Origin of the sequence: Microbacterium sp. NPDC077663 (assembly GCF_044542795.1) — a bacterium.
Taxonomy (GTDB): Bacteria; Actinomycetota; Actinomycetes; order Actinomycetales; family Microbacteriaceae; genus Microbacterium.
The window spans coordinates 279,271-295,878 of record NZ_JBITVE010000002.1; the positions used below are offsets into that span (position 1 = coordinate 279,271).

Consider the following 16,608-nt stretch of genomic DNA (forward strand, 5'->3'; position numbering starts at 1 on the left):
CGCGAGCGCTGCCCGCGAGCGACGTTTCGCGTCCCCGGAACGCGGGTCAGCGCCTGCGCGTGGGTCAGGCGCCGCGCAGGCGCGGAGCGAGGTACGCGTGCAGGTCGGCGAGCGCGATCCGCTCCTGCGCCATCGAGTCGCGGTCGCGGACGGTCACGGCGTCGTCGTCCAGCGAGTCGAAGTCGACCGTGACGCAGAACGGCGTGCCGATCTCGTCCTGGCGACGGTACCGGCGACCGATCGCACCGGCGTCGTCGAAGTCGACGTTCCAGCCCTCCGCCCGCAGGTCGTCGGCCACCTTCCGGGCCAGCGGCGACAGCCGCTCGTTGCGGCTCAGCGGCAGCACGGCCACCTTGACCGGGGCCAGGCGCGGGTCGAGGCCGAGCACGGTGCGGGTGTCGGTCCCGCCCTTGGCGTTCGGCACCTCCTCCTCGCGGTAGGCGTCGACGAGGAAGGCCATCATCGCGCGCGTCAGACCGAAGGACGGCTCGATCACGTAGGGCACGTAGGTCTCGCCCGAGGCCTGATCGAAGTACGTGAGCTTCTGCCCCGACGCCTCGATGTGGCTCGAGAGGTCGTAGTCGGTGCGGTTGGCGACGCCCATGAGCTCGCCCCACTCCTTGCCGGCGAAGCCGAAGCGGTATTCGACGTCGATCGTGCCGGCGGAGTAGTGCGCGCGGTCCTCTTCGGGCACGTCGAACTGCCGCATGTTCTCGGGGTCGATGCCGAGGTCGATGAACCAGTCCCAGCACGCCTTCACCCAGTGGTCGAACCACTCCTCGGCTTCGGCGGGCGGGGTGAAGAACTCGATCTCCATCTGCTCGAACTCGCGCGTGCGGAAGATGAAGTTGCCGGGGGTGATCTCGTTGCGGAACGCCTTGCCGACCTGGCCGATGCCGAACGGCGGCTTCTTGCGGCTCGCGGTGAGTACGTTCGAGAAGTTCACGAAGATGCCCTGCGCCGTCTCGGGACGCAGGAAGTACAAGCCGCTCTCGTCGTCGACGACGCCGAGGTAGGTCTTGACGAGACCTGAGAACGACTTGGGCTCGGTGTACTGCCCCTTCGTGCCGCAGTTGGGGCAGGGCACGTCGCCCAGCCCGTTCTCGGCCTTGCGCCCCTTACGCGCCTCGAAGTCCTCGATCAAGGTGTCCTCGCGGAAGCGCTTGTGGCACTGCAGGCACTCCACCAGCGGGTCCGTGAACGTCGCGACGTGACCGGAGGCCTCCCACACCCGCTTGGGCAGGATGATCGACGAGTCGAGCCCGACCATGTCGCCGCGACCGCGGACGAAGGTCTGCCACCACTGCTGACGGATGTTCTCCTTCAGCTCGGTGCCGAGGGGGCCGTAGTCCCACGCCGACCGCGACCCGCCGTAGATCTCGCCGGCCTGGAAGACGAACCCGCGGTGACGGGCGAGGGCGATGACTTTGTCGAGACGGGACTGCTCGGCCACGGTGGCTCCAATGGTCGTTGTGAGGGGGTGCGCGAGAGCGCGGAGGCCGCGACACGCGGCATCCTCCAGTCTATCCGCGCCCGTTCCGGCCGACGACGGGGTCAGGAGACGAAGCGGATGCTGAGGGGCGGCGTGTACCACTGCCCCTGGCTGGCCTTCACGGCGGCCACGATCTCGATCACCAGGGCGAAGATGCCCGCCACGAGCAGCAGGAGGAAGCCGATTCCGATGAACGCCAGCGGGATGGAGACGAGGGCGACGATGAGGATCGTCAGCTGGAAGTTGAGGGCCCCGGCGCTGTGAGCACGGATGAACGGACCCCGGTCGCGCATCACCAGGTACACGACGAGCGGTCCGAGGAAGGCGAACAGGATGCCGCTGACATGGGTCAACGACGCCCACGTCTTCTCGTCCTCGGGACGCATCGGAGGTGCGTACGGGGAGGGCGGGACGGGCGGCTGCGGCGGCGGGGTCGTCATGGCGTCAGCGTAGGGGCAGGCCTTCTGCCTCCGCGAACCTCGTCACGCGGATGGAGTAACCGATACGTTCGTGGTGGGCACCTTCTCGGTGCCGCGCCAAGACATCGAGACTCAGGGGGAACTCACGCATGGACGCACTCATCGCCGGAGGGGCGGTCGTGATCGGCGGCATCGTCGTCGTCGCCGTCATCGTCTTCATCATCATCTTCATGGTGGTCCTGCGCGCCTGGTACAAGGTCGCCAAGGCCGACCAGGCGCTCGTCATCGTCGGACGCAACCAGAAGAACGCCTCGGGCGACTCCTCGCGGATCTCCGTCATCACCGGCGGCGGTGCTCTCGTCAACCCGCTCACCCAGCGCGCCGAGATGATCTCGCTGCGTGCCCGCCAGATCAAGATGGAGCCCACCGCGCAGTCGTCCACCGGTGTCACGGTCAACGTGAGCGGTGTGGCGCTCGTGAAGATCGGATCCGACCCGGAACTCGTCCGCCGCGCAGCCGAGCGATTCCTGTCGCAGGACGGCGCGATCGAGCAGTTCACGACCGAGCAGCTCGAAGGCGCGCTCCGCGGCGTCGTGGCGACGCTGACCGTCGAGCAGCTGATGAACGACCGTCAGAAGCTGAGCGACCAGATCGCCGACGGCATCAAGAGCGACCTGCTCTCGCAGGGCCTCATCCTCGACTCGTTCCAGATCCAGGGCGTCACCGACAAGAACGGCTACATCGACGCCCTCGGCGCGACCGAGGTCGAGCGCGTCCGCCGCGAGGCCGAGGTCGCCCGCATCAACGCGGCCCGCGAGGTGAAGGCCCGTCAGATCGCGACGGACGAAGCCAACCTGATCGAGCAGACCGCGTACGACAAGAACTCCGCCGCCGCCGCGGCCGAGGTCGGGCGCGCCCGCGCCGAGGCCGAGCAGGCCGAAGCCCTCGCCCGCGCCGAGCGCGAGCAGGCCGTCCTCCTGCAGCAGGCCGAGAACCGTCAGGCCCAGCTCGACGCAGACGTCAAGAAGGTCGCCGACGCCTCGCTCTACGAGCGCCAGCGCTCCGCCGACGGTGACGCCTACACCCAGGTCAAGGCCGCCGAGGCGCGCGCGCAGATCGCCGCCCAGGAAGCAGAGGCGACGCGCCTGCGCGCCGAGGCCGACGCCGCTGCCGTGCGCCTCGAGGGTGAGGCCCGCGCTGCGGCCCTCACCGCCGAGGCTCTCGCCCTCGCCGAGAACCAGCAGGCGCTGCTCGCCCAGCGGGCGATCGAGGCGCTGGTGCCGCTCATGACCGAGTTCGCGCGCGGGTTCGACAAGGTCGGCTCGATCACCGTCCTCGGCGGCGAGGGCGCGTCGAGCCACATCGCGGGCGAGAGCGCGTCGAGCATGCGTGCCACGTTCGACGCCGTCCAGGCGGCGACCGGCATCGACCTCCGCGGCATCATCCAGGGCCAGGCCACCGGCCGCGGCATCGCCCAGGGCCTGCAGCACGAGCAGGGCCTGCAGCACGAGCAGGACTCCGCCCCGCTGCGTCGCCGGGCGACGGCTGCTGCGGAACCTGCCGCGACGGAGGCGACCGACGCACCGTCACCGGACGCCGTCTGAGACACACCGCACGGAACCGGCCGCCCATCGTCGATGGGTGGCCGGTTCGCGTTCTGCCGCACGCGGGATCCGAAGGGGTAGGACGGGCGCGCAAGACTGTCAACCCCGCGCACGGTCCGCGCGGCGGTCCGTAGCGTCGCAGAATGACCTTCACTCCTCGCCGCGCCATCGTGACCGCTTCCGACTCCGGCATCGGACGTGCCACGGCTCTCGCGCTGGCCGATGCCGGGATGGATGTCGGGGTCACCTGGCACTCCGACGAGGAGGGCGCGAACGAGACGGCCGCCGAGGTGCGACGCCGCGGCCGGAAGGCCGTCGTCGCACAGTTCGACGCCACCGAGCTGGAGGCGGTGCCCGGCATCGTGCGGGCTCTCGCAGAGGAGCTCGGCGGTCTCGACGTCTTCGTCAACAACGCCGGCGGCGGGACGGGCGGACCGTTCCTCGACATGGACGTCGCGGGCTGGCGCACCGTCGTCGGCCTCAACCTCGACGGCGCGTTCGTCGGGATGCACACGGCCGCGAAGCTCATGGCGGAGGCCGGTCAGGAGGGCCGGATCATCGCGGTGACGAGCGTCCATGGTTCGCAGCCGCGGGTCGGCTCGGCGGCCTACGTCGCCTCGAAGCACGGCCTCGAAGGCCTCGTGAAGACGATGGCGCAGGAGCTCGGCGCGAGGGGCATCACGGTCAATTCCGTCGCCCCCGGCGAGATCGCGACACCCATCAACGACATGGAGGGCGAGGATGCGGAGACCACCCACCGCCCCGGCATCCCCATCCCCCGCCCCGGCAAGCCCGAGGAGATCGCCGACGTCATCGCCTTCCTCGCCTCCCCCGCGTCCTCCTACGTGACCGGCGCGACGTGGGTCGTCGACGGCGGGATGCTGCAGATGGGCCCGCAGGCGGGCTCCCACATGGAGTCGGACACCTGGCGCGACGCCGGCTGACGACGACCGACGTCGCCGGCCGGGGATAGCCTGGAGGGATGGCTCCGGACGACAGACGCAGACTCACCCGGATGCCACGACAGGGCGCGATCGTCGCGGTTCTGGCGATCGCGGGGCTCGCGTCGTCGTTCATGTTCACTCTCGTGGTGCCGATCCAGTCGAAGCTGCCCGAGCTGCTGAACGCGAGCCGCGAGGACACCGCCTGGGTCGTGACGGCGACGCTGCTCGCTGCGGCCGTCTTCACCCCGATCGCGGGCCGGCTGGGCGACATGTACGGCAAGCGCCGCATCGTCCTCGTGCTCCTGGGGCTGCTGATCCTCGGGTCGGTGATTGCAGCGCTGTCGCCGGGAATCGGCGGCGTCATCGTCGGGCGCGCCCTGCAGGGAGCCGTGACCGGTGTCGTGCCGCTCGGGATCTCGATCATGCGCGACGTCCTCCACGAGGACCGGGTGGATGCCGCGATCGCCTTCATGTCGGCGACGCTGGGGGTCGGCGGTGCCGTCGGCATGCCCGTGAGCGCGATCATCACCGAGACGAGCGACTGGCACGTCCTGTTCTGGATGGCTGCCGGCCTCGGCGCTGTCGTGTTCGTCCTCGTCGTCCTCGTGGTGCCGCCGAGCGTGCTGCGCACGGCGGGTCGCTTCGACTTCGCCGGCGCGGCAGGGCTCGCCATCGGCCTCACCGGCGTGCTGCTCGCCGTCTCACGCGGCAACGAGTGGGGCTGGACCTCGCCCGCGACCCTCGCGCTCGGCATCGGCGGGCTCGTCGTGCTGCTCGCGTGGGGATGGTTCGAGCTCCGCATCCGCGAACCGCTGCTCGACCTGCGCGTCGCGGCGCGGCCCGCCGTGCTGTTGACCAACCTCGCCTCGGTCGCGATGGGCTTCTCGCTGTTCGGCTCGAACGTGTCGTACCCGCAGATGCTCGAGTTGCCGGCATCCGTCGGCGGGTTCGGACTCACCCTCTTCCAGGCCAGCCTGATCGTCATGCCCGCCGGCCTCGTGATGATGGTGCTCTCGCCGTTCTCGGGGCGCCTCGCCCGGACGATCGGACCGCGGGTGCTGCTGATCATGGGCGCGAGCGCCCTCATCGTCGCGTACGGGTATTCACTGCTGTGGGCGTCGGAGGTGTGGCACATCCTCGTCGCCAACCTCCTCATCGGCGTGGGGATCGGCTTCGGCTACGCCGGGATGCCGATGCTCATCATGCGCTCGGTGCCGCAGAGCGAGACGGGCGCCTCGAACGGGCTCAACGCCCTGTTCCGCTCGCTCGGCACCTCGATCGCCGCGGCGGTCGTGGGTGCGGTGCTCGCCGCACTCTCGACGACGCAGGGCGGCGTCGCGGTGCCGACGCCGGCGGCGTTCCAGGTCTCGTTCGCCCTCGGCCTCGGGGCCGCCGTCATCGCGCTCGGGGTCGCTTTGTTCATCCCGCAGCAACGCGACCCGCACGAGGCGCATCCGTCGCTCCCGCGCTGACGCGGGTCGGGTGTCGCGGCCCGGGCGGCACGCGATGGGCGGGCGTCCCGGGCCGGGCGTCACGCGATGCAATGGATGCCGGGCGACACGCCGCGGCATCCGCTCTCGCGCCGGGGTGTCGCGGCGGATCTGTTGCATCCGTTGACGCGGGGGCGCGGGTCAGCGGCGGCGGGCCCCGGCGAGCAGGGCGGCGACCACCAGGGCGAGGGCGATGAGCACGGCGCCGGCCGAGAGTGCGGTGGCGCCCGTCGGGTGCGCGGCGCCGCCGACGAGGTCGCCGAGCCAGGGACCCGCGGCGATGCCGACGTTGAAGGTGACGACCACTCCGGCGCTGGCGAGCGTGCGGGTGCGGTCGGTCGCGATGCGCATGAGCATCGATTGCTGCAGCGGGAAGTACGCACCGATCGTGAGGCCCCACACCGCGAGCGCGACGTACATGAGCGGGGTGTCGGCCGCGAAGCTCAGGATGCCGAAGGCCACCACCAGGCTCGCGAGGGCGGTGATGAGCGATCCGCGCGGCCACCGATCGGCCAGGGGCCCGGCTGCCACGACACCGACGAGGCCCGCCGCCCCGTAGGCGAACAGCAGCACGGGGACCTGAGCCTCCGGCGCGCCCGCCGAGACCTCGAGCAGGGGACGCACGTAGGTGAAGGTCGCGAACTGCGCGAGCGCGAAGACCAGGGCCGCTGCCGCGAAGAGCACGATCGGCACGAGCGAGGCATCCGTCCCCGTTGGCTGCTCCGCTCGCGGCAGCGCGGGCTCGGGCGTCCGGCGCGGCAGCCGGACCGCGATGGCTGCGGCGAGCGCGAAGGCGACGATCGCGAGGACGCCGAACGACCAGCGCCACGACAGCAGCTGCGCGATGAGGGCGCCGGCCGGCAGACCCGCGAGGGTCGCCACGGTGCCGCCGGCCGTCACGAGCGCGAGTCCGCGCCCGAGGTGCGAGGGAGCGAGCAGCGAGGTCGCGTACACGATGACGATCGCCCAGAAGAGGCCGTGCGCGACTCCGGCCGCGATACGGGTCGCGACGGCGACCTCGTAGGTCGGGGCGAGGGCGGTCGCGGCGTTGGCGACCGCGAAGGCCGCGAGGGCGCCGGCGGCCACGAGACGGCGGTCGAAACGAGCGGTCAGGCGGGCGAGCGGGATGCTCGTGACGATGACCGTCAGTGCCCACACCGAGATGAGCAGTCCCACCCCGAGCGGGTCGGTCTGCAGCCCCTCGACCATCTCGGGCAGCAGACCCGCCGGCAGTGACTCGGCCGTGACGGTCACGAAGACGGCGAGGCTGAGCAGCAGGAGGGCTCCGAGCGGGAACCGCGGCGCAGAGGTCGCCGTGGTGGGGACGGAGGCGGTGGACGTGCTCATGCCTCGAGCGTAGAGTCTCACATCAATGTGAAGGTCAAGCGGCGAGCGGAGACGCGATGAGGATCGGCGAGGTCACGGCGCGCACCGGCATCCCGCAACGGATGCTGCGCTACTACGAGGAGCAGGGACTGCTCGCCTCGGACCGCGCCGGCAACGGCTACCGCGAGTACGACGACGACGCGGTCGAGCGCGCGCAGCGCGTGCGCGGGCTGATCCAGGCGGGGTTGTCCACCCGCATGGTCAAGGTCGTCCTCGACCTCGAGGCGGACTGCCGGATGACGCAGCCGCCCTCGTGCACGCGGGCTCTCGCGGAGGAGCTCGCCGCGGAGCTGCAGGCCCTCGACGATCGGCTCGCCTGCCTGACGAAGAGTCGTGACGCGGTCGCGATGTACCTCGGGCGCTCTGCCCACGCCGACCTCCTGGCGCACTAGCACGTCGCACGATTCGGGACAGCCCCATCGCGGCGTCCCGCGCCGCGCGCGAGGATGGGATCATGTCCTACGCCACCGAACGCCGCTCGAACCCGACCGCCTGGGCCGCCTTCTGGGTCGGTCTGCTCGGTCTCATCCTCATGCCGATCCCGCTGTTCATCGGCTTCTTCCTCGGCGGCGGGCTCTCGATCGTCGCCGCGATCCTCGTCGTGATCGCTCTGCTGAAGGGCCTCGCGCGCAGCGGCAGAGGCATCGCCCCCGTCGTCTTCGCGGCGATCTTCGTGCTGCTGACCTGGGGCGGGATCTCCATCGGCGGCGGCACCGTCTGGTGACGCCCGCCTGAGCGCGCTCAGCGCCGCAGCGTCTCGCGCGCGACGGTGAACCGCTCCAGCAGCGCCTCGTCGACCTCGACCCCGAGCCCCGGCCCGGTCGGGACGCGGACGTGCCCGTCCTCGAGGACGGCGGGCTCGGTCACGATGTCGTCGCGGTAGAACCGGGCGGATGCCGAGACGTCGCCCGGCAGCGTGAACGCGGGGTGCGCGGCGAGCGCCGCATTCGCCGCGCGTCCGATGCCGGTCTCGAGCATGCCGCCGCACCACACCGGGATTCCCGCCGCCTCGCAGAGGTCGGCGATGCGCAGCGCCTCGAGGTAGCCGCCCACCCGACCGGCCTTGACGTTGATGACCGTCGTCGCGCCGAGGGCCAGCGCGTCGCGCGCGGCCTTGGCCGAGGTGATTGACTCGTCGAGGCAGATCGGGGTCTTGAGGTGCTGAGCGAGCGCAGCATGGTCGACGATGTCGTCCTCCTGCAGCGGCTGCTCGATGAGCAGGAGCCCGAAGCGGTCGAGCTGCGCGAGCAGGTCAGCGTCGGCGAGCGTGTAGGCGGAGTTCGCGTCGACCTGCAGGGGGACGTCCGGGAACGCGAAGCGCACGGCATCCGTCTCGGCGATGTCGCGACCGGGCTTGATCTTGATCTTGATCCGCACGTACCCCTCGTCGACGTAGCCGCGGACGGTCTCGACCAGCGCGGCGGGGTCGGATTGGATGCCGACGCTCACCCCCGACGGAATGGTCGCCGCCGTCGCACCGAGGTACGACGCGAACGAGCGCCCCTCGGCCCGCAGCGCCGCGTCGAGGATCGCGAGTTCGAGCCCCGCCTTCGCCATGCGATGGCCGACGAACGGCTCGAGCGTCGGGGCGACCTCCTCGGGAGCGAGGTCGCGGCGGTCGAGCAGGGCGGGAACGAGCCAGCGCGTCGCGACGTCCCACGCGCCGTGCGTGTACTCGCTCGAATAGAGCGGCGCGTTCTGCGTGACGATCTCGCCCCACCCCTCGCCCGCCTCGGTGCGCGCGCGGACGACGATGACCTCGCGAACGGTCTCGGTCCCGAAGGACGTGGTGAACGGGGCGACGAGCGGCAGGTGCAGCACCCGCAGCTCGATCTCGTCGAGGCGGACGGATGCGGCGGACTGGGCGAGCGGCATGGGGTCAGGCTACGCGGGGGACGAAGAGGTAGCCCTCGCCGGTGCGGAACCCGCCGACCACGAGCCCCGCGTCGAGCTGCGCCCGGAACGCGGCGCGCACCTCGTGACGTGCGCGCGCAGCGCCATCCGGATCCGTTCGACGGAGGCCTTCGATGTCGGTCGGGATCGCGACGGTGGCGACGACCTCCTCGGGCGCGGGCGTCGGCACGGGCGAGGCGAGGTGCCACGCGACGTGCAACCGGTCGCTCTCGTCGCCGCGGTTGATCGCGTCGCCCATGTCGCCGTAGTGGTCGACGAGGTAGTCGGTGACCCGGGCACCGAGGACCTCGAGGTTGAAGTGGGCGTTGCGGGCGATGAGCGGGTCGAACGTCCAGGTGATGGTGCCCACGTCGCGGATGAATGCCCACTCCCGCTGGTGCGCCTTCAGCGCGCGTCCGATGCCCTGCGCCTGCGCGTCGGGGAGCACACCCGTCACGTGGGAGTGCATGCTGCGGGATGCCGGGGGGCCGAAGAACGCCGCCGAGGCGCCGACCATGCGGTCACCGTCATAGACCCCGACGACGTAGTTGCCGGAGTGTTCGAGCGCGCGCAGGAGGTTGGGCGGCATCCCACCGTCCGGCGAGCCCCAGACCGCCTCGAACACGGCGCTCGCGGCGACCATGTCGTGGATCGTGTGCAGTTCGCGGATGTCGAGCCCGTCAGCCATGCCGCCACGCTACGCCCGTCAGCGGCGCCAGCGCTCGAACGTCGGCCGCAGCCGCTCGACGGCGCCGAGGACGAACTGCGGATGCCGGCGGTACCACTCGAGATGCGCCTCGCGGACCTCGGCGGGGTCGACCGAGCGCCCGTCGACCGACCAGGAAGGGTCGGGGTCGTCGTCCAGCCCCCACGCATCGATCACCCAGTCCTCCCGCGGCGCATGGACCGAGTTCAGGAGCGGTCGCCCCGGATCGATCGGCTCGCCGTCGCGCCCCAGCGCGCGGAGCACCCGGGCGCCGATGGCGAGGATCACCTCGTTGCCCGGATGGTTCACGGTGCGTACGAGCTCGAAATGCGGCCGGGCGAACACGTCCGAGACGCCGACGTCGAGCGGCTCCTCCCGGCGCCGCAGTTCCGCGAGCGACGCGGCGGCCTCCGCCTGCACCGCGTCGCGGTCCAGCCGTGTGCGTACTGGGGCACCGGCGGCCTCGGCGAGCGTGCGGACGTCGTGGTAGGCGACGATCGGCGGCGTCTCCTCGACCCCGGGCACGTGAAGGGCCGCCTGGAACGGGTACAGGCCGGCGTAGCGGACGACGGGGAAGGTGACCGTCCGACCCGAGGGGGGAAGGGATGCCGCGAGCTGGCGCGTCCCGAGCGGGAGGTCGTGGTAGTCGTCCTTCACCGGCTGAGCGATGAGAATCGAGGCGCCGGAGACGAGTTCGTGCAGGCGGGCGGCGCCGGCGGCATCCAATTCGAACACCGGCGGGACGCGCACGAGCCTCAGCTCGTCGGAATTGAGGACGAGCCGCACCGACTCGGCCTGGCAGTTGCCGACCACGACGCCGTACTCGCCGTTCGGCGGCGCAGCCCAGGAGCCCGCCTCGTGGCCTTCATGCGATGGTGTCGTCGTCATCGGACGAGCGTGGCACCTCGAGCCCGCCATGGCCACGGGGTTGCGGCGACGGCGGACGGACCGCGCGTCTCGCGGTCGGCGGCATCCGCCGTCACAGGGCAGAATCGAGGGATGACGTCGCCCGCCCCGCAGTTCCACGCCGACCACGCCTGCCTCATCGTGCACGGCAAGGACACCCCGGGGATCATCGCGGCCGTCTCTGCGATGATCACGCGGATCGGCGGCAACATCGTGCAGTTCGACCAGTACTCCGACGACCCGCGTGGCGGCGCCTACTTCCAGCGCGTCGTGTTCCACCGGCCGGGATTCGGGGCCCAGCGGCCCGCGATCGAGAGCGAGATTGCCGAGACCCTCGCCCCGTTCGAGCTGGAGTGGTCGCTGACGGATCAGTCGGTGCCCAAGCGCATGGCGATCCTGGCCTCGAAGCAGGATCACTGCCTGCTCGATCTGCTGTGGCGCAACCGTCGCGGCGAGCTGCCCACCAGCATCCCGATGGTCATCTCGAACCACACGTCGTCGGCGGAGGACGTCCGCTCGTTCGGGGTTCCCTTCTTCCACGTGCCGTCGACGCCCGGCCCCGACAAGTCGGAGTCCGAGGCGAAGATCCTCGAGCTGCTGAAGGGCAACGTCGACTTCGTCGTGCTCGCCCGGTACATGCAGATCCTGTCGCCGGAGTTCCTCGACGAGCTCGGGGTGCCGGTCATCAACATCCACCACTCGTTCCTGCCGGCCTTCATCGGCGCCGAGCCCTATCGCAAGGCGAAGGAGCGCGGCGTCAAGCTCATCGGTGCGACGAGCCACTACGTCACCGGTGACCTCGACGAGGGTCCGATCATCGAGCAGGACACGATCCGCGTCACGCACGCCGACACGACCGCCGAGCTCGTCCGCCGCGGCGCCGACGTCGAGCGCCAGGTGCTGTCTCGCGCGGTCCGCTGGCACGCTGAGGACCGGATCATCCGCCACGGGAACCACACGATCGTCTTCTGACGCGCGCGGCCGCGTTCCGGGGACGCGAGTCGTCGCCTGCGCGGGGCGGGTGCGACACGTCGGTTCCCCGGAACACCGGGCGTCACAGCATCCCGGTCAGCACCCCACCGTCCGCCCGGAGCGCCGCGCCGTTGATCGCCGACGCACGAGGGCTCGCCAGGAACGCGACGAGCGCTGCGATCTCGTCCGGTCGGATGAATCGCTGCAGCAGCGTGGTCGTGTTCTGACCGATGACGGATGCCGCGACAGCATCCGCCGGCACGCCTTGGGCCGCCGCGATCGACCCGACGACCGATGCGACGCCGTCCGAGTAGGTCGGGCCGCCGAGCACGGTGTTGACGGTGACCTCCGTGCCGCGCGTGAGCTTCGCGAGGCCGTTGCCGAGCGCGATCGTCGCGGCCTTCGAGACGCCGTACGGGATCATGTCGGCCGGGACGTTCACCCCCGACTCGCTCGCGATGAACAGGATGCGGCCCCACCCCCGCTCCCGCATGCCGGGCAGGACGCGGCGTGACAGCCGGGCTCCCGCCAAGAGGTTCACGTCCAGGTATCGCTGCCACTCGGCGTCATCCGTGTCGGCGAAGTCGCTCAACCCGAACGCGCCGGCGTTGTTGACGAGGATGTCGATCTCCGGGAGATCCGGGAGCGCGGTCGGGTCGGTGACATCGCCGGGGGCGACCTCGATGTCGGCCCCGGGGACGAGCGTGCGCAGTCGGTCGGCTGCGGCACGGGTCCGGTCGGTATGCCGTCCGTTGAGGATCACGGTCGCCCGTTCGGCCGCGAGGGCCTCGGCGATCGCGAACCCGATGCCCTGAGTCGAGCCGGTGACGAACGCGCGCTTGTCGCGCAGCTGAAGATCCATGGGTGCCCTTCACTTGACTGAGCAAGTGACGGTATCCCGAATGACTTGACTGAGCAAGTCATCACCTAGGATCGGAGAGTGCCCGAGCCCGACGACTTCTTCCCCGACGACCTCGAGACCTGGTCGAAACTGGCGACGCTGCTCGAGTGGCTTCCGGCGGCGCTCGACGCCCAGTTGCAGCGGGATGCCGGGCTCACCCACTTCGAGTACGGCATCCTCTACGCGCTCTCCCGCGCCGACGACGGCCGCCTGCGGATGAGCACCCTCGCCGGGTACGCGCACAGCTCGCTGTCGCGCCTGTCACGCGCGGCGACCCGCCTGGAATCTCGCGGCTACCTGCGCCGTGAGACCGACCCCGCGGACGGTCGCTACACCCTCGCGATCCTCACCGGGGCCGGGGCCGAAGCCCGCCGTGCGGCGGGCCCCGGCCATGTCGACCTGGTGCGCAGGGTCGTGCTCGACCGGCTCACGCCCGCGCAGCAGAAGCAGCTCGGAGCGATCACCGTCCGCATCCTGACGGGCCTCGGCGACGAGCCGGGCTGGAGACCCGCCAAGGCCTGATCGGCCGGACTTAGGCGACCGGCTGCTGCAGGTCCACGATCCACCGTGCGCCCGGACCGTCGTAGGGAGTCTGCTCGTAGATCTCCCGCGAAGGGCCGTCAGGCCGCAGACCTCGACGCTCGATCTCGCCCACGAGCCCCTGCCAGGCTGACTGGATCCCGGAGAGGTCCGGTGCTTGGAGCCGCGTCGAGACGGCCCGCGGATGCGGCGGCACCACCGCTGCCTCGAGCCCGTCAGGCACCGGCGCGTCGCCGATCTGCTCGGCGGCCGCAGCGATCATGCCGTCGTCGATCGTGGTGTAGACAGCCACCCCCGGACCGACGTGCGACGCTCCCGCGGCGGCGATCAACTCGCCGACCCGCTGGAACATGCCGCCGATCTCCTGCTCGATCTGCGCCATCTCATCGACCTTTGTCGACAGCTGGACGACGCGGAGCTCGGCCAGTGGACCTTCGGTGTATTCGGACATGGGATTCTCCTTCTCGATCGATCGGAGCCTCGCCTCGACCTCGCGCAGCCGCTGCAGGTCCGCATCGATCTGAGCCGCGAGAGCCTCTCGCCGCGTCCGCAGAAGATCGGCCACCTCGCCCGACGACATCCCGTCGTCGAGCATGCGGCCGACCTGCTCCAGCGTGAAGCCGAGGTCCTTCAGTGCGACCAGTCGATTGGCGCGGTCCAGCTGCGACGCGGCGTACGAGCGGTACCCCGAGAAGGGGTCGACCCGCTGCGGGCGCAGCAGACCGAGCTGGTCGTAGTGACGCAGCATCCGCACCGACACACCGGCGAAGCGGGCGAACTCTCCGATACTCAACATGGTGATCCCAGACGACAGTCTGACACCGTGTCAGGGTCAAGCCCCGGTCGCGAACTCCCCGAGCTCGGTGACGGTGGCGGATGCCGCATCCCACCGCCGGAGCCCGCGGGCGGTACCAACGATCGGCTCGCCCAGGAGGGGCAGCGCGCGCTCGAGGTCCGAGACCTTGAGCCGCCGCGCGAGGGTGACGTGCGGCATCCATTCCCCCGGCGCGGTGTGCGGAGCGTCGTCACCGGGGCCGGCGACCTCGTGCACAGCGGCGTGCAGCGCGAGCAACTCCGCCGACGGCACCACCGACCGCGCGAGCACCCGTCGCTCCCCCGCCCCGAACAGCACCACGGCGCCGAGCGTCACGGCGAACGCCGCGGGCAGCGGAACCGATGCCAGCGTCACAGCCTCACGCACGAGCAGCGTCACGTGCGGCGCGTTCGACGGCGACGTGTGCGCGGCGAGGCTCGACAGGCCGGCGTCGGCGAGCGCCTGCCACTCCGCGCGCACGGCGCGCTCGGTCGCGGCATCGAATACGAGCTCGATGCTGACGACCGGCGCGCCGCGCACCACGGTCACCAGATCGTGACGCGCTTGTCCTCGTCGAGCCACAGCTCGTCCGACGGGGTGACGTCGAACGCGGCGTAGAACTCGTCGATGTTGCGGACGATCTGGTTGCAGCGGAACTCGTTGGGCGAGTGCGGGTCGATCGTCAGCAGGCGGATCGTCTCGGCATCCCGCCCCTTCTGCTGCCAGATCTGACCCCAGCTCAGCAGCAGACGCTGGATGCCGGTGAGCCCGTCGATGACGGGACCGTCGGCGTCCGTGGAGCCCGACGCCTTGAGGTGCAGCCGGTACGCCTTGATCGCGATGCCGAGGCCGCCCAGGTCGCCGATGTTCTCGCCGATCGTGAGGGCGCCGTTGACCCTGTGACCCTCCGACAGCCCCTGCGGCACGAGTGCGTTGTACTGCTCGATGAGCGTCGACGTGCGCTCCGTGAAGGCCCCGCGATCCTCGTCGGTCCACCAGTCGTTCAGGGCACCGGTGCCGTCGAAGGCGCTCCCCTGGTCGTCGAAGCCGTGACCGATCTCGTGACCGATGACCGCGCCGATGCCGCCGTAGTTCGCGGCGGCATCGCGGTCCATGTCGAAGAACGGGTGCTGCAGGATCGCCGCGGGGAACACGATCTCGTTCATCAGCGGGTTGTAGTAGGCGTTGACCGTCTGCGGGGTCATGAACCACTCGTCGCGGTCGATCGGAGCGCCGAGCTTCGCGAGCTGCTGATCGTGCTGCCACGCGTTCGAGCGGCGGACGTTGCCGATGAGGTCGGATGCCTCGATCTCGAGGTCCGAGTAGTCCTTCCACTTCACCGGGTAGCCGACTTTCGGCGTGAACGCCTCGAGCTTCTCGAGGGCGCGCTCGCGCGTGGCGGGCGTCATCCACTCGAGCGACGAGATCGACTGCCGATACGCCTCGATGAGGTTGTCGACGAGGACGTCCATCTCCTCCTTCGCGCGCGGCGGGAAGTGACGCTCGACGTAGACCTTGCCGACCGCCTCGCCGAGGGCGGCCTCGACGAGCGAGACACCGCGCTTCCATCGCTCGCGGTTGACCGGGACGCCGGTCATCTCGGTGCCGTAGAAGGCGAAGTTCGCGTCGACGAACGCCTGCGACAGGAAGGGCGCCGACGAGCGGATGACCTGCAGGCGCAGCCACGCCTTCCAGTCCTCGAGCCGGTCTTCGACGAGCAGCGTGCCGAGTCCCTCGAAGAAGCTGGGCTGATTGACGTCGACCTCCTCGATGACGCCCGCCTTGCCGGGGGCGACGGCGTCGCGCCAGGGCGCCAGGTCGACGCCGGTGAGCTGCACCGCGGCATCCCAGCTCATCAGGTTGTAGGTCGCGACGGCGTCGCGGCTGCGGACGTTGTCCCAGTGGTGCGAGGCGATCTCGGTCTCGAGCGCGAGCACCCGGTCGGCCTGCGCCTCGGCGTCGGCGACCCCGGCGAGGCCGAAGACCGTCGCGACGTACGCGCGGAAGGCTGCCCGGGTCTTCTCGAAGTTGTCGAGGCGGTAGTAGCTCTCGTCGGGCAGCGACAGACCGCCCTGCACGAGGAACATCACATACCGCTGCGGGTTGCCCGGATCCGGCTCGATGTACGTGCCGAAGATGCCCGACACGCCCTCGCGTTCGAGCGTCCCGGAGGTCTGCAGCAGGCTCGGGATGCCGGTGACCTGGTCGACGTACGCCAGCTGCGGCGCGATCGCCTCGGCGCCCTTCGCCTCGATCGCGGCGGTGTCCATGAAGCTCGCGTACAGGTCGCCGATCTTGCGGGTCTCGGTGCCGGGCTCGGCATCCGTCGACTCCTCGATGATCGTCTTGACGTCCTTCTCGGCCTGCTCGGCGATGAGGTGGAACGACCCCCAGCGCGCCTTGTCCTCGGGGATCTCGGTGCGCTCCAGCCACGCGCCGTTGACGTGGCGGAACAGGTCGTCCTGCGGCCGGATGTCGGCGCTCAGTTCGTCGAGCTGGATGCCGGAGGGAAGCGTGTTCTCGGTCATGCGTCCACCCTAT

At 70.6% G+C, this 16,608-nt stretch carries 17 protein-coding genes; 7 read left to right on the forward strand and 10 right to left on the reverse strand.

All coding sequences use genetic code 11. From position 1 onward, the window contains the following. Positions 1 to 64: 64 nt before the first annotated feature. Both ACIGEP_RS08870 and ACIGEP_RS08875 read right to left on the reverse strand, forming a co-directional pair. Positions 65 to 1,453 (reverse strand): glycine--tRNA ligase, encoded by a 1,389-nt coding sequence (locus ACIGEP_RS08870; RefSeq protein ID WP_396661259.1) that lies wholly within the window; start codon positions 1,451 to 1,453, stop codon positions 65 to 67. A gap of 101 nt (positions 1,454 to 1,554) precedes the next feature. Then, on the reverse strand, positions 1,555 to 1,932 hold the full coding sequence (locus ACIGEP_RS08875; protein ID WP_396661260.1) for a DUF4870 domain-containing protein: 378 nt from the start codon (positions 1,930 to 1,932) through the stop codon (positions 1,555 to 1,557). 128 nt (positions 1,933 to 2,060) lie between these two features. Between ACIGEP_RS08875 and ACIGEP_RS08880 the strand changes: the two genes are divergently transcribed. The 3 genes from ACIGEP_RS08880 to ACIGEP_RS08890 all read left to right on the forward strand — a co-directional run bounded on the left by ACIGEP_RS08880 (position 2,061) and on the right by ACIGEP_RS08890 (position 5,931). Continuing rightward, positions 2,061 to 3,515: an SPFH domain-containing protein gene (locus tag ACIGEP_RS08880; protein WP_396661261.1), complete on the forward strand. Its 1,455-nt coding sequence runs from the start codon at positions 2,061 to 2,063 to the stop codon at positions 3,513 to 3,515. A gap of 143 nt (positions 3,516 to 3,658) precedes the next feature. Continuing rightward, positions 3,659 to 4,459: an SDR family oxidoreductase gene (locus tag ACIGEP_RS08885; RefSeq protein WP_396661262.1), complete on the forward strand. Its 801-nt coding sequence runs from the start codon at positions 3,659 to 3,661 to the stop codon at positions 4,457 to 4,459. 71 nt (positions 4,460 to 4,530) lie between these two features. Further along, positions 4,531 to 5,931: an MFS transporter gene (locus ACIGEP_RS08890; RefSeq protein ID WP_396661263.1), complete on the forward strand. Its 1,401-nt coding sequence runs from the start codon at positions 4,531 to 4,533 to the stop codon at positions 5,929 to 5,931. 159 nt (positions 5,932 to 6,090) lie between these two features. On the opposite strand, the gene ACIGEP_RS08895 is transcribed toward ACIGEP_RS08890, so the two are convergent. Beyond that, positions 6,091 to 7,296: an MFS transporter gene (locus ACIGEP_RS08895; protein WP_396661264.1), complete on the reverse strand. Its 1,206-nt coding sequence runs from the start codon at positions 7,294 to 7,296 to the stop codon at positions 6,091 to 6,093. A gap of 56 nt (positions 7,297 to 7,352) precedes the next feature. Between ACIGEP_RS08895 and ACIGEP_RS08900 the strand changes: the two genes are divergently transcribed. Both ACIGEP_RS08900 and ACIGEP_RS08905 read left to right on the forward strand, forming a co-directional pair. Further along, a complete protein-coding gene (locus ACIGEP_RS08900; RefSeq protein ID WP_396661265.1) occupies positions 7,353 to 7,727 on the forward strand; it encodes a MerR family transcriptional regulator in 375 nt (124 codons plus the stop codon). Between the two features lie 62 nt (positions 7,728 to 7,789). Next, on the forward strand, positions 7,790 to 8,059 hold the full coding sequence (locus ACIGEP_RS08905) for a hypothetical protein (protein WP_396661266.1): 270 nt from the start codon (positions 7,790 to 7,792) through the stop codon (positions 8,057 to 8,059). 17 nt (positions 8,060 to 8,076) lie between these two features. Here the strand turns inward: ACIGEP_RS08905 and menC are convergent, their stop codons facing one another. The 3 genes from menC to ACIGEP_RS08920 are packed head-to-tail and all read right to left on the reverse strand — an operon-like array spanning position 8,077 to position 10,822. Further along, positions 8,077 to 9,210 (reverse strand): o-succinylbenzoate synthase, encoded by a 1,134-nt coding sequence (menC, locus tag ACIGEP_RS08910; RefSeq protein WP_396661267.1) that lies wholly within the window; start codon positions 9,208 to 9,210, stop codon positions 8,077 to 8,079. A gap of 4 nt (positions 9,211 to 9,214) precedes the next feature. After that, on the reverse strand, positions 9,215 to 9,916 hold the full coding sequence (locus ACIGEP_RS08915) for a GNAT family N-acetyltransferase (RefSeq protein WP_396661268.1): 702 nt from the start codon (positions 9,914 to 9,916) through the stop codon (positions 9,215 to 9,217). Between the two features lie 18 nt (positions 9,917 to 9,934). Further along, entirely contained in the window at positions 9,935 to 10,822 is an 888-nt protein-coding gene (locus ACIGEP_RS08920; RefSeq protein WP_396661269.1) for a WcbI family polysaccharide biosynthesis putative acetyltransferase, read from the reverse strand. Between the two features lie 111 nt (positions 10,823 to 10,933). Between ACIGEP_RS08920 and purU the strand changes: the two genes are divergently transcribed. Beyond that, positions 10,934 to 11,812, forward strand: coding sequence for a formyltetrahydrofolate deformylase (purU, locus tag ACIGEP_RS08925; protein ID WP_396661270.1), 879 nt, complete (start codon positions 10,934 to 10,936; stop codon positions 11,810 to 11,812). Between the two features lie 82 nt (positions 11,813 to 11,894). Here purU and ACIGEP_RS08930 read toward each other — a convergent pair whose 3' ends face one another. Beyond that, on the reverse strand, positions 11,895 to 12,674 hold the full coding sequence (locus ACIGEP_RS08930; protein WP_396661271.1) for an SDR family NAD(P)-dependent oxidoreductase: 780 nt from the start codon (positions 12,672 to 12,674) through the stop codon (positions 11,895 to 11,897). Between the two features lie 78 nt (positions 12,675 to 12,752). On the opposite strand from ACIGEP_RS08930, the gene ACIGEP_RS08935 reads away from it, so the two are divergent. Further along, the gene (locus ACIGEP_RS08935; RefSeq protein WP_396661272.1) at positions 12,753 to 13,235 is read left to right on the forward strand and encodes a MarR family winged helix-turn-helix transcriptional regulator; all 483 of its coding nucleotides are present in this window, start codon (positions 12,753 to 12,755) and stop codon (positions 13,233 to 13,235) included. Between the two features lie 10 nt (positions 13,236 to 13,245). Here the strand turns inward: ACIGEP_RS08935 and ACIGEP_RS08940 are convergent, their stop codons facing one another. Genes ACIGEP_RS08940 through ACIGEP_RS08950 form a run of 3 tightly spaced genes read right to left on the reverse strand, consistent with a single transcriptional unit; the run spans position 13,246 to position 16,595 of the window. Continuing rightward, a complete protein-coding gene (locus tag ACIGEP_RS08940; protein WP_396661273.1) occupies positions 13,246 to 14,049 on the reverse strand; it encodes a MerR family transcriptional regulator in 804 nt (267 codons plus the stop codon). Positions 14,050 to 14,085: 36 nt separating this feature from the next. Continuing rightward, complete coding sequence (locus ACIGEP_RS08945) at positions 14,086 to 14,616, reverse strand: 2'-5' RNA ligase family protein (protein ID WP_396661274.1); 531 nt, start codon at positions 14,614 to 14,616, stop codon at positions 14,086 to 14,088. Beyond that, on the reverse strand, positions 14,613 to 16,595 hold the full coding sequence (locus ACIGEP_RS08950; RefSeq protein ID WP_396661275.1) for a M13 family metallopeptidase: 1,983 nt from the start codon (positions 16,593 to 16,595) through the stop codon (positions 14,613 to 14,615). Before ACIGEP_RS08950 ends, ACIGEP_RS08945 begins: the two co-directional genes overlap by 4 nt. Between the last annotated feature and the right edge of the window lie 13 nt (positions 16,596 to 16,608).

Bases quoted from the DNA above. Each gene is read 5' to 3' on its own strand.
- ACIGEP_RS08875 (WP_396661260.1), bottom strand. From the start codon at position 1,932: ATGACGACCCCGCCGCCGCAGCCGCCCGTCCCGCCCTCCCCGTACGCA.
- ACIGEP_RS08880 (WP_396661261.1), top strand. From the start codon at position 2,061: ATGGACGCACTCATCGCCGGAGGGGCGGTCGTGATCGGCGGCATCGTC.
- ACIGEP_RS08885 (WP_396661262.1), top strand. From the start codon at position 3,659: ATGACCTTCACTCCTCGCCGCGCCATCGTGACCGCTTCCGACTCCGGC.
- ACIGEP_RS08890 (WP_396661263.1), top strand. From the start codon at position 4,531: ATGCCACGACAGGGCGCGATCGTCGCGGTTCTGGCGATCGCGGGGCTC.
- ACIGEP_RS08895 (WP_396661264.1), bottom strand. From the start codon at position 7,296: ATGAGCACGTCCACCGCCTCCGTCCCCACCACGGCGACCTCTGCGCCG.
- ACIGEP_RS08900 (WP_396661265.1), top strand. From the start codon at position 7,353: ATGAGGATCGGCGAGGTCACGGCGCGCACCGGCATCCCGCAACGGATG.
- ACIGEP_RS08905 (WP_396661266.1), top strand. From the start codon at position 7,790: ATGTCCTACGCCACCGAACGCCGCTCGAACCCGACCGCCTGGGCCGCC.
- menC (WP_396661267.1), bottom strand. From the start codon at position 9,210: ATGCCGCTCGCCCAGTCCGCCGCATCCGTCCGCCTCGACGAGATCGAG.
- ACIGEP_RS08915 (WP_396661268.1), bottom strand. From the start codon at position 9,916: ATGGCTGACGGGCTCGACATCCGCGAACTGCACACGATCCACGACATG.
- ACIGEP_RS08920 (WP_396661269.1), bottom strand. From the start codon at position 10,822: ATGACGACGACACCATCGCATGAAGGCCACGAGGCGGGCTCCTGGGCT.
- purU (WP_396661270.1), top strand. From the start codon at position 10,934: ATGACGTCGCCCGCCCCGCAGTTCCACGCCGACCACGCCTGCCTCATC.
- ACIGEP_RS08930 (WP_396661271.1), bottom strand. From the start codon at position 12,674: ATGGATCTTCAGCTGCGCGACAAGCGCGCGTTCGTCACCGGCTCGACT.
- ACIGEP_RS08940 (WP_396661273.1), bottom strand. From the start codon at position 14,049: ATGTTGAGTATCGGAGAGTTCGCCCGCTTCGCCGGTGTGTCGGTGCGG.
- ACIGEP_RS08950 (WP_396661275.1), bottom strand. From the start codon at position 16,595: ATGACCGAGAACACGCTTCCCTCCGGCATCCAGCTCGACGAACTGAGC.